Source organism: Chryseobacterium sp. CP-77, assembly GCF_036362765.1.
GTDB classification, from domain to species: domain Bacteria; phylum Bacteroidota; class Bacteroidia; order Flavobacteriales; family Weeksellaceae; genus Chryseobacterium; species Chryseobacterium cupriresistens.
In genome coordinates, this window is sequence record NZ_CP143637.1 from 1,910,285 (window position 1) to 1,925,905 (window position 15,621).

4 protein-coding genes are annotated in these 15,621 nt (G+C 40.3%); 2 read left to right on the plus strand and 2 right to left on the minus strand.

Features of this window, described 5'->3' with window-relative positions:
* Positions 1-17: 17 nt before the first annotated feature.
* Positions 18-4,910, minus strand: coding sequence for a PKD domain-containing protein (locus tag V0410_RS08520; protein WP_330747133.1), 4,893 nt, complete (start codon positions 4,908-4,910; stop codon positions 18-20).
* A gap of 535 nt (positions 4,911-5,445) precedes the next feature.
* On the opposite strand from V0410_RS08520, the gene glsA reads away from it, so the two are divergent.
* Positions 5,446-6,459, plus strand: coding sequence for a glutaminase A (gene glsA, locus V0410_RS08525; RefSeq protein ID WP_330747675.1), 1,014 nt, complete (start codon positions 5,446-5,448; stop codon positions 6,457-6,459).
* A gap of 67 nt (positions 6,460-6,526) precedes the next feature.
* Here the strand turns inward: glsA and V0410_RS08530 are convergent, their stop codons facing one another.
* Positions 6,527-7,381, minus strand: coding sequence for an alpha/beta fold hydrolase (locus V0410_RS08530; protein WP_330747134.1), 855 nt, complete (start codon positions 7,379-7,381; stop codon positions 6,527-6,529).
* 1,225 nt (positions 7,382-8,606) lie between these two features.
* On the opposite strand from V0410_RS08530, the gene V0410_RS08535 reads away from it, so the two are divergent.
* Positions 8,607-15,620 carry an SDR family NAD(P)-dependent oxidoreductase gene (locus V0410_RS08535; RefSeq protein WP_330747135.1) on the plus strand — a complete coding sequence of 2,338 codons (7,014 nt, stop codon included), beginning with the start codon at positions 8,607-8,609 and terminating at the stop codon, positions 15,618-15,620.
* Position 15,621: the final 1 nt, after the last annotated feature.

Genomic DNA, 15,621 nt, shown 5'->3' on the forward strand with positions numbered 1-15,621 from the left:
CACTGATTTATAAGTCACTAATTTTTAATTAGTTTCCCTTGTAATGATGTGTCTCCCGTTTGTACAATAACGATATAAACACCTTGCAGCCAGCTGGAAACTTCCACGTCTACCTCTCCGGAAGCCGCTTTCACTTCTTTACGGAATTTGACATTGCCCATGGCATCAAAAACTGTAATCTGTTTTGCCAATAACTTTTCGTTACCTGTATTGTATGAGATTTTCACTTTTTCCTTCGCAGGATTTGGCATCATTTTCAGAGAAGAAACAGCAGCAGCGGTAACACTTCTTGATGCACTTCTCATGCCTATCCATTCCGGATCTACCGCTTTGGTACTAAACTTACATGTCTCATTATAGAATAAAACCTCGTCTGTACCCTGGAAGTTTGGATTTGGATAGAAAGCTAACGGATTAGCATTCAAATCATACACCCCTCCTGCAGGAATGGTAATAATAGACGGAATATAAGTTCCGTATCCGTTAACACTTGAAACATTAAGACTTATTGGCTGTCCTCCGGCATTGTGAATAATACCAGAAACAGAGTAATGGTCTCCTACCCACTTCATTGGTTTAATATCTCCTTCAATCTTACAATCTGTTTCGTATCCACAATCTTTACCTGGATAATAATTCATGGTTCCTGATGTATACTGGCATCCTAAGTGATTTACCTGTAATTGGTATGTACCAGGAGAGCCGATATATAACGGGAAGATAAAGTTATTGTTCCCGGTTTGAATACTGTTTCCGAACAACATCCAGTCATGATGATCAAATACCCCTTTTGGTCCTATAATGTAATTCTTCTCTCTAAGACATTCATCATAACAACCTGTAGGGAATACCCACATCAGGCTTTCAAGGCTTAATGGTACTTCCACAGAGCTGGATACTTTACAACCGCTTGGCGCAGTATAAGTAACCTGGAATACACCACCTTCATTGACTGTAATTGTCTGACCAGACATTCCATTACTCCAGTTATAATTTCCTGTAGATGGCCCTGATGCAGTTAACTGGATTTTATAAGGTTGGCAGCTCACCAAACTATACGTTGCCGTAATAGATGATGGCGGATTACTTACCGTAAGGGTAAAGTTTTTAGAGCTTACACATCCTGATGTACCCGGAGTTCTTACTTCAAGAGTATAAACATAGGTACCTGCAGCTAATGATCCTGTATTAAGAGTGATCGGATAAGGAGCAGAAGTCCATGGTATAACTACTGAACCTGCTTTCTTCCATTGGTATTCTAATGTATTATCTGTTACAAGACCAGTCAGTATGGTAGAAGATCCTGCGCAGATAGTAGCTTTACCAGAAATATTTACATATGGAGCATTTTTAACCGTTACTGTTGCAGGTTTAGTACTCATGATGCTTGTTTTACAACCATCAGGTGATACCAATACCGGCCAGTAAGTTCCCGACTGAGTAGGCGTGAATGTCATTGAATTTGGAGCTCCAGGCACCGGCTGTGAACCATTCATCCAGATATACTGGCTGGCAGTTCCTACCGAACCATTAAATACAAGTGTAGGAACAGATCCTGCACAGGCAAGTACGTTAACAGGTGAAATATTACCATCAATGGAAGCTTCATTCACGCTAATGTTTGCAATTGGTGAAGTATATACACATCCGTTAGGAGTAGTTACTTTTAGCTGTATTGTCTTGGCACCACTTGTATTATAGGTAACCGTAGCAGTTGCTCCCGAAGCTACATACGCCGTACCATCAAAAAGCCATGTGTAGGTATTAGCCGAGTTGTATCCCGGTGCAGTGAATGTAATAGGTTCACGTACACATAGCCATGCCGGAACCAGGAAGCTGGTACTAGGAACCGGAGCTAATGTAATCGTCTGTGTAGTGGTACACGTCGGTTTCCCTGGTGCAGACATTGTCATGGTAAAGGTATAAGTACCTGGCGCAAGGTTGTTATAAGTAGCCGTCTGTCCTGTTTGAGTTGGCTGACCCGGGCTGGTGAATGTATATGTAATAGATGACTGGTTAATCTCAAATATAGTAGAGCTGTTAAACAGAGTCACGTTATACCCGCCCCCGCTGCACACCGTGCTTACACTGAATTTAGGCTCGTAGTTCTTTCTTACTTCTACTGCTTTGCTGTACCAGCATGAACCATATCTTAAACGTACAAAAACAATATGTGCTCCCGCAAGTGTAGTCTGATACGTTGCTGTAGGCTGTCCCTGAGGAGAAGTTAAAGTAAGTACGTTGTCTGATGACCATTCTATCTGATCAGGAGTTCCGTTATACGTTAACCCTGATGCTGAAATTGTATTACAACCTGACCACGCAGCTGTAAAGTTGATCTGAGGATCTGTATTACAAGTTCCGCTGCTTGGGCAAAGCTGGCTCACATTAATATTCTGTGAAGAAACCACACAACCATTAATATCTACAGCCTGCACTCTATAAGTTCCAAAAGCACCTGCACCGCCTATGGTGTATGAGTTGGTGGTAGCACCTGATATAGGTGAATTGTTTTGGAACCACTGCCAGGAAGTAATATTGGTAAGCCCTGTAGAACTATTTGCCGTAAGCGTATACGGTGTCATTGTTGTAGGATCACATACCAGGATATTATATACCGGAGAAACTGTAATAATAGTTTCAGGATAGATTGTAAAGTTTGCGCTTGCAGTAGGCTTATAGTTACATCCGTTAGTTCCTGTATAAGTTACTGTAACCGTTTGAGAAACGTTACTTCCTGATCCGTTTTGAATATATCCGTTATTCGGGAAGCTGTAATTTCCTGATGGATTATAAGTGGTATTATAGGTATTTCCGTTTGCAAAAGTGAAAGTTACACCCGTTGCTGAAGTGATTGATCCCTGATCAACAGAGAATGTAAGGTTGGAACCTAAACAGATTCCTCCAACATTTATGAAGCTTACCACAGGAAGCGGTAATAAAGATACCGGAACACTGATGATTTTTGTAACTCCACATTTTACAACTCTCAGGTTCAGCATAGTGCTGCTTGTTGTAGAGATTTCGTTGAAGTTGACAGTAATGTTACTGGTACCCTGTCCTCCTACAACACTTCCGAAGTTAGGACTTGCGAATGTCCATTCCATAAAATCAGGAACAATACCGTTCAGATTTGCAGTAAATGTCTGTGTGCTGCTCGGACAGAAAGGCCCGCCCGGATTAGGATTAACCGTAATGGTATTAAGATCTAACGGCGCTACACTGAACGAAATCGGAGCAGAAAGACATCCTGCATTACTCATCGATTTGTTCTGTGCAGATACTGAATATGATGAAGCCCCCGTATTAAAGATAACCGTTACAGAAGATCCTGCATTACTGCCCTGGATGGTTCCGTTAGTGACACTCCAAACAGGTACCATTCCCGGATCCACTGAACTGATGGTATATACATAAGGTTTTCCAGGACATACTTTATTCTCTCCTGAAATAGTTCCTGTAGGAGGCTGCGGAATTGGTAATACCTTAATAATTCTTGGGTTACTTTCACAATCCCCTCCTTGCTTCACAGCAACGATAGTATAAGTTCCCGCAGTGTTAAAAGTATAGCTGAATGGCCCGGATACTACTCCCGAAGTCACAGTAGAGCCTCCGGTAGTTACTTTCCAGATAACAGGTACGTTAGGGGTAGCTGTAAATGTCTGGCTTGTTCCCGCACAGATCTCATCCGTACCGCCGCTTATCGTTACAGGCTGTTCAACAGTGATATCAATAGAAGCATTTCCTTCACAAGCTAATAAAGTATTGTAGTAGGTTGCCTCAAGGTGATATGTTCCGGGCTGTGTAGCCGAGAAAACAATTTCATTTCTCTGCTGGGTATTGACCAGCAGCCCTGTTCCAGGCCCGGATACATTCCAGTTAACTTTTGTCGTAGGCCATTGAGGAATAGAATAGGTATATTGCTTTCCGGCGCATACTTTATCCTGTCCTTTAACTTTTGCATTCTTTAAAATCACTGGGATTTTAACTGTAGTCCATTCAGGGCAGGCACATTCAGACATATACATGACATATCCGAAACCGTCCAGAGGATCCACCTGATCCCAAACTACTTCAATTTCGTTACCGTTATTGTTTATAATGTTTCCACCAATAACTTTCCATTGTCCTTTGTTACATCCATCCTGAGCATTGTATTTCTCAGTACTTCCTTCACATACTACAGAAGCACAATTGATCTGTACAGGATAAGATTTTACTACCTTGATTTCCTTTCTGTACTTGCTCTGGCATCCGCACTTATTGGTTACGGTAAGCTGAATGGTGTAATTACCGGGATTAGTGTAGACATGAGACGGTTCAAAAGCTGTGGAAGTGGAAGTAGTTCCATCTCCGAACTGCCAGAAATAATTGACAATATCTGACCCTCCGTTTTGTTCGGAAAGGTTATCAAAATACACCGTTGTATTATTACATACCGTGTAATCCAGATTAAGCAATTCAAACTTAGCAATAGGCCTGTTGATTTTTTCAATACAGATGGTCTGTGTTTCCACAGTTCCGTCATTGTATGTGATAACAGCCTGTAAAGATCCATTACCGGCGGCACCCCACGTAACATACGCCAAGGTATTTCCGGTTCCGGAAATTGTGGCAGTTCCTCCCGAAACTGACCATTGTACATTAGAAACGTTGGATCCCTGAACCAGATATTTGACAGGGTCTATTGACTTCTCGCAGACGCGGAGGCACTGCGAAGAATTGATGTAGGAACTGGCGATACCGTTGTCAGGGATCTGACCTTCTTTTTCGCCGCGGAATTCCTGGCATCCGACCTCTTCGGTCCATGTAATTTGAGCTTGTGCTTGCAGTACCCACGGTACCAGAAGCCAACATAGCAGGAGCCATCTGAAGACGTGCTGCCTGCCAAAGTAGGTGTTGTTTTTCATAGTTATTAAAAAAGTGTTATTAATTTTTTGTCAAATTAATAAAAATAATAATACAAAAATCATTTAATCGTGAAAAAATAACATTATTTCACAACTGAATTTCAACAATATAAACAAATTCGTGATTATATACTATTTCACAAACACATTAGTTATGTAAAAAAATCCCTGTGCTCCGGCCTATTTAAGCGCTCCAACCCCATTTTAATAGAATAAAATCATTCATTTTAGCGTATTAAAATCCAAAACAAACAACAAAAAAGTAAATAAAATTAATTTTTTACTTTAAAATAATAATTTAAATTAAAATTAATCACATATACGAAACAGGTAAAACAACAAACTTTTATCCGTTTCTTTTCTTAAAAAATTTCTCATGCAATCCGGCAATTTATTCTTCTTCTATAAGCATCACCTATGCCCACCTGCACCGATATTCGTAACTACGGTAATGAGAATTGCTGACAAGATTAAAATACTTTATCTTTGTTTTTCAAGGCTTATCATCAACATTATATTTGAATACACCTTTCCTATGAAAAACAACAGCTTTTTATTTTCTGCTAAAGGAATCTGTACAGCAGCTTTTATTTTCTTAAACACAATTGTTTATGCTCAGAAAACCGCAGATATATCAACCATTTCGGACAAAACCCTAAACAACATCCTGGAGAAGAACAGAGCTTATTACAGCCAGGGAAAAGTAGCTGATTACATTCCTGAACTGGGAAAAATGGACGCTAAAGCAATAGCCTTTTCAGTGGTAGACAAAAACGGGAAAGTATTCAATGCCGGAGATGTCAATAAAAAATTCACCATGCAGAGCATTTCCAAAATCATATCATTAATGGTGGCTGTCAATGAAAAAGGAGAAACCAACATCTTTGAGAAAATGGGATATTTCGGTTCCGACAAACCTTTCAACCATTTTTCCAACCTTGAAACTACAGGAAAACCGCTTAATCCTATGATGAATGCAGGGGCAATTCTTACTACTTCATTAATTTCCGGTGACGGAGAAAAACCATTCCTGAAAATACTGGATATGGTAAGATATATTACCAAAAATTCATCCATAGATTACAACAAATCAGTTTACGAATCTGAAAAATCAACAGGACACCGCAACCGTGGGATGTTTTACATCATGAAAAACAGTGGACTGATTTCAGGAAACGAAGACCAGCTGGACAACTATTTCAAGCAGTGTTCCATTGAACTTACCGCTGAGGATCTTGCCAAAATAGGTTACTTTTTTGCCAACCAGTGTGTAAGATTCGACGGAGATACCACTTTTAAAAATGCCGATATGGCCAAACTGATAGAATCACAAATGCTGACTGCCGGAATGTATGAGTTCAGCGGTGAATACTCCAGAATGGTAGGACTGCCAAGCAAATCCGGTGTAGGAGGCGGAATTACCGTAAGTGTTCCGGGAAAAATAGGAATCGGAGTTTTCAGTCCTGCTTTAGACCAGCATGGAAATTCTCTGGCCGGCTATCATATGATTTTAGATCTGGCCAAACAGTATGGATTAAGTATCTTTTAAAGGTTCAAGTACATAGAATATAACAAATTCTCCAAAACATTTTGTTTTGGAGAATTTGCATAAAGGATTAATCATTCCTTCTCTTTAGTAAAAATGTATTTATTTTATCTGCAAGCCCAACCAGCACATGTCCTTTGTCGGGATCAATATAGGATTCAAAATCAGGAAGTAATCCTTCCAGTCTTTCTTTTATTTGTTGAGAATCCCTGACCACATCACCTGCTCCCCCTATAAAAAAGACAGACATCGTCATATTTTTTAATTCTTCATCAGAAAAAATATACTCTTTGTCCATCCTTGAATCCACAGAAGACTGCATGAGATTCATAAAGTCCAGAACAGACTGATCTATTTTTTGTGAACCCGTTATCAGTTTATTGATTTTTCTCTTCCCTGCATTTCCAAGTAGAGAAAAGAATATCGCTTTTAAAATAAAGCTACGCTGTGTTTTTACAATTCCTCCCGGAGAAAGAAGGACAAGCTGACTGATTTTTTCCGGATATCTGACTGCAAACTTTATCGCAAGCCATCCGCCTTGAGACAATCCCACCAAAGAAGCTTTTGTTATTTTCAGCTGTTGGAAAACCTCAAACAGCCAATCACTGTAATAACTGCCTTTATAAGGAAGTCTGTTTTGTTCACTTTTACCCGGTTCCCCGATAATATCAATAGCATATACTTTGTATTCTTTGCTGTACAAAGCAAGATCCTCCATCCAGGATGCAGCGTTAGAATTAGCTCCATGAAGTAATATAAGCTTAGGATGATCTTCATTTCCATAACTCAGAACATGGGTTTCTCCAAAGCTTGTCGGGACCGCCTGCTGACGGATATTTCCTTTAAAATTTGCTAATGCAGTATCATATTGCTCCAGCACCCTTTCTTTGTGAGCATCTGATCTGAAAATTGTTGTCTGTTTCATATACCTGTTTTCTTTTGTTGTACTTTTTAAATCCAAAAACAAATTCTGTATCATGCACCCGAAAAGTCGGATCTATGGAATCTGACCACAGTTATTCAAGATCGACCGGAAATTGGCCAATTTCAGAAAAGGAAGTCAATACGAATTGAGTAATGGATAGGATTAGAAACCCGTTACATTATCTTAATTGCAAAAACAAGAGATAACGAGCTCACTATTACAAATACAGGCATATGTACATCATAATTTCATCAAATCAAATTATGATTGAGTTCTTAAGAGTACAAAAATACAAAAGTTTTATAAATACCCATGTAATCAAAAAATTATAATAAAAAAAACAATTGTTTTTTTTAAATCCCAGAATATCACCAATAGATAACACATTAATAAACAGATTCTTTACCTTAAAAAATAAAGAGTACCAATTTTATACATTTACTGTTTTTTTATGAATTTCGAAAAGATATATTAATTATTCTTAAAATATCCTATCTGTTTATTTATCAAAAAGATAGAAAAAATTCATAAATAATTTAAAGTAAATCACAATACATTGATTAATTTTATATAAATTTGCGCTGTCCATTTATCAGATTGACAAAGGAGATTCTTACACTTTCCGACTCTTATCACTGTATATTATCTTTTTGTAATATTACTCAAAACAAATCTCTTGTTTTTGAAATATTTTATTTTTTATTCCTATATTTGCTTAACATTTTTTTAACTATAAATAGTTATAGTTAAAATTACTAAGATTGTATCGTCACGTTTCTAAGAATAATAAAACAATAAATATACTTTAATAGCATTTGAATAATTAAACTTTTTATATTAAAAAATAGTTATCAAATTGCATTTATGATTAAGCATATTATATAATTTTATTATTTTTATTTCATCATAACAAAATATCATTGCACATCCCAATGATATTGATGTTTTGTTATGAAATAACATTAACTATCCCAATACCGTAAATGCTATGAAAAACTTGACCAAAATCAGGCTGATGCCCTTTGAACAACCGGACTCTAACCTTATATTATGCAATCTATTCCAAACCAATAGATCATTAAATAATTACCATAAAACGATTCAATTCGTTAACGATCTAACAAAAACCAATTTTATTATATCATAATGATAAGCAATTGCCTTATTACCGAAAGGCAAAGCATATTGTTATGAATCTCTGCTATCATTCAATAATTATCACGCCATGAAAAACTTAACCATTATTGGACTGACGCCTTTTGAAAAGCCGGACGTTACTCTTATATCCAGACTACACCAGGCGGGTGCATTTCCCGTTTTAAGTTTAGGAAATGAGATAACGGCTGCACAGGAAGCGTTACATCAACTTGATCAGATAGACGTACCATCTTATGGTATTTATTTTTCTGCAGACAACTTCGTCTCTCTTCAAATTCCTGAAAAGGTAAGATTTGCGATCCTTCCATTCGGAATGTCTAAGCCCTCTGCGCTGCCTGCAGTTTATCAGGTAACCAGTCTGGAAGAAGCAAGACAGGCTGAACAGGCGGGAGCAGAAGGAATCATTATCAAAGGAAATGAAGCAGGCGGATGGGTAGGCTATGAATCCACGTTTGTATTATTCCAGCGTGTGATCAAAGAAATCCAGAGCATTCCGGTGTGGGTACAGGGAGGAATAGGTCTCCATACCGCAGCGGCAACAAAAGCTTTGGGAGCAACAGGAATTGTACTGGACAGCCAGCTAGCGTTGTTCCCCGAAAGTTCAGTTCCTCAGGACCTGAAAGAAGTATGCTCAAAACTGAATGGTACAGAAACTAAGGTGATTGCCAATCATCGTGTATTGGTGAGACCCAACTCACCTTCCTTACCCGAGAATGCAGCTGCCGGAGATCTGAAACAATATTTTACAGGCCTGGATCTCAGCACTTGTTATATTCCAATGGGACAGGACATTTCGCTGGCTATAGATCTGTATGAAGACTTTAAAACACTGAAAAAACTTATCTTCGGTTTCAAAGAAGCCATGTACGGACATCTGAAGCAGGCAAAAGCACTCAAAGTAATTGATAAAGGAAACTCTTTAGCTCAGGAACTGGGACTGCAATATCCTATTGCTCAGGGCCCGATGACCCGTGTGAGTGACGTTCCTTCATTCGCCAACGCGGTAGCAGATGCCGGAGCGTTACCTTTTGTTGCTTTATCCTTATTGAAAGGAGAATCTGCAAAGTCTTTGGTAATGGACACCAAAAAGCTGGCCGGAGAAAAAACATGGGGAGTAGGAATTTTAGGATTTGCCCCTCAGGAATTAAGAGATGAGCAAACCTCTTATATCTTGGAAGCAAAACCTCCGGTAGTTTTAATTGCAGGAGGAAGACCTGCACAGGCTAAAGTATTTGAAAAAGCGGGAATAAAATCATTCTTACATGTTCCGTCCCCTGCTCTTCTGGATATTTTCCTTAAAGAAGGAGCTAAAAACTTTATTTTTGAAGGGCGTGAATGCGGAGGCCACGTAGGTCCGCTGTCCAGTACTGTTCTTTGGGAAAAACAAATTGAACGTATTTTAAAAGAAGAGCATCCTGAAAACATCAGTGTATTTTTTGCAGGGGGAATCCATAACGCCTTTTCAACGGCATTTGTTTCCATCATGACAGCTCCGCTGGCTGCAAGAGGAGTAAAAATCGGGGTATTGATGGGTACAGCCTATCTGTATACTCATGAAGCTGTACAGACAGGTGCCATTCAGGAAGAATTTCAGTCCCAGGCTATGCAGGCGAAAGATACGGTCTTGCTGGAAACAGCTCCAGGACACGAAACCCGTTGTTTAAATACAGCATTTGCCCACCATTTCAACACCGAAAAAGCAAAACTTCTTGCTGCCGGAATGGATAAAAAACAGGTCTGGGAACAGCTTGAAAAATTAAATGTAGGCCGTTTACGTATTGCTGCTAAAGGCATAGAACGTCAGGGTGATAAGCTTGTCAATATTCCTAAAGAGGATCAGCTGGACTTAGGAATGTATATGATCGGACAGGTAGCCACCATGCAGAATCGTGTGATCTCATTGGCAGCACTTCATCAAAGCGTTGTAGACAATTACGAACATATTCAGGAGGCGGCATTACCGGAAGAACCCGTTTCTACTGAAAAACCGCTGGACATCGCCATCGTAGGAATAGAATGTATTTTCCCGGGAGCTAAAAACCTTGATGAGTACTGGAGAAACATCATTCTTGGAAAAGACAGTGTCACTGAAGTACCCGACGAAAGATGGAATAAGGAATTATACTACCGTCCGGATTCTGACGGACCGGATGTATCCCACTCCAAATGGGGAGGATTTATTCCCAAAATTGATTTCGATCCGCTGGCATTCGGTATTCCGCCACAATCTCTTGCCGCTATTGAACCTACTCAGTTGTTAACTTTATTGGTCGCCAAGCGTGCCATGGAAGATGCAGGATATGGAGAAAAACACATCAACAGAGAAAACATTTCTGTCATCATAGGTGCTGAAGGAGGAAATGATCTTGCCAACAGCTATAGTTTCAGAGGATATTATAAGCAGGTTTTCGGAGAACTTCATGAAGAAGTAAAAGAAGCCTTCCCACATACGACTGAAGATTCTTTCCCGGGTATTCTGGCAAGTGTAATCGCAGGTAGGATTACGAACAGATTAGACCTTGGTGGAAGAAACTTTACGGTAGATGCAGCATGTGCTTCTTCTTTGGCAGCCATTGATCTGGCATGTCAAGAACTTGTATTAGGAAAATCTGATATGGTTCTTGCCGGAGGGGCAGACTTACACAATGGAATTAACGATTATCTGATGTTTTCCAGCACGCATGCCCTATCCAGAAAAGGAAGATGTGCTACATTTGACAGCGATGCAGACGGTATTGCTCTTGGAGAAGGTATTGCTATCCTTGTTTTAAAAAGATATGAGGATGCCGTACGTGATGGAGACCGTATTTATTCAGTGATTAAGGGCGTTGGAGGATCCAGTGACGGTAAAGCATTGGGCTTGACTGCTCCAAGACAGATAGGTCAGGTAAGAGCATTAGAACGTGCTTACACCCAGGCAGGTATAAGCCCTGCATCTGTTGGATTAGTGGAAGCTCACGGTACAGGAACGGTGGTAGGTGATAAAACCGAATTAAGTGCACTGACTAATTTATTCAGCCGTTCAGGGGCATTACCGGGGCAGACTCATTTAGGATCTGTAAAAACACAGATTGGTCATACAAAATGCGCAGCAGGATTAGCAGGATTAATCAAAGCTTCTCTTGCAGTATATCACGGTGTAAAGCCACCTACCCTTCACCTTCAGCAGCCTAACGCGTATTACAATGCAGAAACCAGTCCGTTTGCATTCCATGCGGAAAGTGGATTATGGGCAGAGAAAAACCGTTATGCAGGAATCAGTGCTTTCGGATTTGGAGGAACAAACTTCCACACCGTTATTGCGAACCATCCAAAGCAGGATGATTCAATTGTCATGCAGTCATGGCCTTCAGAACTGTTTGTTTTCCGTGGAGATACGTATGAAGAAGCGAAAGAACAGTCCGGTCAGATTAAAACTTTATTAGAAATTAATGATGGTATTCCGTTACAGGATATTGCCTATAGCTTAAGCATCAGTTCAGAAAAGCCTATCCAGTTCAGCATTGTGGCAGATACGGTTGAAGATCTGATGATGAAGGTTGAGCTGGTATTGCTAGGGATTGAGACTAAAGATACATTTACCGTGAATAAAAAAGAAGGTAAAGTAGCGTTCACATTCCCTGGACAAGGCAGCCAGAGAATCAATATGGCCCGTGACTTATTTGTCGTTTTCCCGGCCATGCGTAAGATTATTGATAATTATCCTGAGCTTGAAAAAGTGGTTTTCCCATCTAAAACTTTTAATGAGGCTGATGTAAAACAACAGAAAGAAACCATTAAAGATACCCGTTTAGCACAACCACTTTTAGGAATTGTAGACCTTGCATTGGCTCAATTCTTAGAATCATTGGGTATTATTCCGGATATGCTGGCAGGCCACAGCTACGGTGAAATTCCGGCTTTATGCTTTGCAGGAGTATTTGATGAAAATAAACTGGTAGACTTAAGTGTTCAGAGAGCTCAGTCTATTTTAAATTCTGTGGAAGGAGGAGATCCGGGTTCAATGCTGGCAGCAAGCGCTACAGCGGAACGTTTGCAACCGATTATTGCGAAAGTAGAAGGATGTTATCCTGTCAACTTCAATGCGCCAACACAATGTGTGATCGCCGGAAGTACGGATGCGATCAATAAACTGCTTGAGACGCTTAAACAGGAAGGGATTTCTGCTAAAAAACTGGAAGTTGCCTGTGCTTTCCACAGTCCGTTGTTAGCAAAATCCAAGGAATTATATGCTGAGGTATTGAAAGATATTTCTTTCGGGGAAATGCAGATTCCAGTGTGGTCCAATACCACGGCAGAAGTATATCCGGCAGATCCGGCAGAAATAAAAGAAAGACTTACTGACCACCTGGTACAGCCTGTAAGATTTGTAGAACAGCTGCAGGCCATGTACAATGACGGAGCAAGAATCTTCATTGAAGTAGGACCGGGAAAAGTTCTTACCGGATTAACCAAATCCTGTCTGGAAAAAGATCAGCTGACCTTATATGTTGAAGACAACAGCCACAATAAATTCAGTCACCTGCTTTGTATGCTGGCACAATATTTAGGAACCGGCCGAAGCTTTAATATTGAAAAACTTTTTGATGGCCGAAACGTGAAGGTTATTGATCTTAACCAACCTGAGCTTTATAAGAAAAGTCCAGCCATCTGGCGTGTTAACGGGCAGACTGCCCATCCAACTCATGGTAATCTGCCATCTAATGGTGCATTACCACTCATAAACCCTATTCCCATGAACAATTTTACTACGAATCATCAGGCACCGGCAGCTGAAGCGCAATCTACCGCTGAACGTATGCTGCAGGAATATTTAAACAGTATGAAATTAATGATACAGGCACAGCGCGATGTGATGCTTTCCTTTATGGGACAGAACCCTCAGGCGTTTCCTGCTCCTGTTTATCAGGCTCCGGCTCAACAGCCAGTTTCTGCTATTCCGGTTCAGCCTGTTCAGCAGGAAAGACCAGTAGCCGCTGCAGCCGTGAAACAGGCTCCTTCAAAAGATATCAAATCCTTATTACTGCAGGTGGTAAGTGACAAAACAGGATATCCTCAGGAAATGCTGGGTATGGAAATGGATCTGGAAGCGGATTTAAGCATCGATTCTATCAAAAGAGTTGAAATCATCGGAACACTTCGTAACGAACTGGGAACTCTGGGCAACGGAAACACCAGCGAAGACACCGTTATGGAGCAGCTGGCAGGCATAAAAACATTAAGCGGATTAGTTTCATGGCTTACTGAATTCTCAGGTGCTGAAACAACTGCTGGCACAGAAAAAAATGGATCTGCAGCTGAATCAGCAGCCTCAAAACTACAGGCTCAGCCGGCATTTTCTCTTGAAGATCTTCAAAATGCGATTCTGAATATCGTAAGTGAGAAAACAGGATATCCGAAAGAAATGCTGGGTCTTGATCTGGATCTGGAAGCGGATTTAAGTATAGACTCCATCAAACGTATGGAAATCATAGGTGATCTTAAAACCAAGATCGGTTTTGGTCAAAACCTTGAACAGGCGGATGATGTGATGGAAAAACTGGCGGCCATTAAAACCCTTCGCGGTCTGGCAAGCTGGATCAGTGAAATGAATGGCGAAACCAATGAAGCAACTCAGGAAGTGAAAACAGAAAATACAGCAGAACCAGCTCAAAATGTACTTTCACGTCTTCGTTTTGACATCACGCCTACTGATCCTTCTTTAGTGCAAAACACAGAAGTATTGCAGGGAAAACGTTTTGCCATTACCCAGGATAACAGCACTCATACCTCCGCAATCAAAGAAGCTCTGGAAAAACACGGAGCCATCGTAGAAGTGGCAGATAGAGAAAAAGATCTTTCCAACATTGACGGATTAATTATGCTGGACCTGTTCTCAACAGCAGATAAACCAAGCATTATCGATCATGTGGATCTGATCAAAAAACTGGATTTTGATAAAGCAAAATGGGTATACCTGATCTCTGATATTCCTGCACATCTTCAGGAAATCACAGATGTAAGCGTATTGCGCCATCATCAGGGTTACCCGGGACTTTTCAAAAGTTTAGCCAGAGAATTTGACAATACCGCCTGCAGACTGATCAGCCTTAGCACGCCTCAGGAAGTGGATCAGATTGCTGAAATTACTTTAAAGGAAATCCTTACAAATGATAAACCCGCTGAAATCATTTACAAAAATGATCAGAGACATAAAATAGACATCATCCCTTCTCCATTATCCACAAGCTTGCATGAAGCGCATATCCAGTTGGATCAGAAATCTGTGGTATTGGTACTTGGAGGCGCACAGGGAATCACCGCCGAACTGGTAAAGCATATGTCTCAGGCTTATCCTTGTACCTATATTCTGGTAGGAAGATCCGCAGACCCAAGAAATGAACTTTCTGCGAAAGATTTTCAGGGAATGAAAACCAAAGAGGAAATCAGAGGATTCCTGATCAGATCCGGACAATTCACTTCTCCGGCAGAGATTGAAAAAGAAACAACGAAAATTTTCAAAAACAATCAGATTCTTCGCACCATCCGTGATATGGAAGAACTTGGAAATACGATCATTTACCAATCGCTGGATCTTTGTGACGAAGAAGGTTTGAGCAGATTAATCAGCAATATCTATGAAAAATACGACCGTCTGGATGGAGTCATCCACGGAGCAGGTCTTTTAGAAGACAAATTATTCAAACAAAAGACCACAAGCTCTTTCGGACGTGTATTTGACACCAAAGTGAAACCCCTGCGTGTATTGGCAGAACAGCTTCGTTCCGACTGTCAGTTTGTAGTATTATTCTCAAGTATCGCTTCAGTATACGGTAACAAAGGTCAGACAGATTATGCGGCAGCCAACAGTGTACTGGATGATTACGCGAATGCTTTAAACAAAAGATTAAAAGGAAAAGTAATCTCTATCAACTGGGGACCATGGAAAGGTGCCGGAATGGTTTCTTCCACCCTGGAATCTGAGTACGAACGCAGAGGAATTTCTATGATCCCGTTGGATGAAGGAAAAGAAATCTTCCTTAATGAGATCAAATACGGAACGGAAAGCCAGGTGCTGATCATGTCAGGAAATAATTGGTAAA

Coding starts and splice junctions, on each gene's coding strand:
- glsA (WP_330747675.1), top strand. CDS start 5,446: ATGAAAAACAACAGCTTTTTATTTTCTGCTAAAGGAATCTGTACAGCA.
- V0410_RS08530 (WP_330747134.1), bottom strand. CDS start 7,381: ATGAAACAGACAACAATTTTCAGATCAGATGCTCACAAAGAAAGGGTG.
- V0410_RS08535 (WP_330747135.1), top strand. CDS start 8,607: ATGAAAAACTTAACCATTATTGGACTGACGCCTTTTGAAAAGCCGGAC.
- V0410_RS08520 (WP_330747133.1), bottom strand. CDS start 4,910: ATGAAAAACAACACCTACTTTGGCAGGCAGCACGTCTTCAGATGGCTC.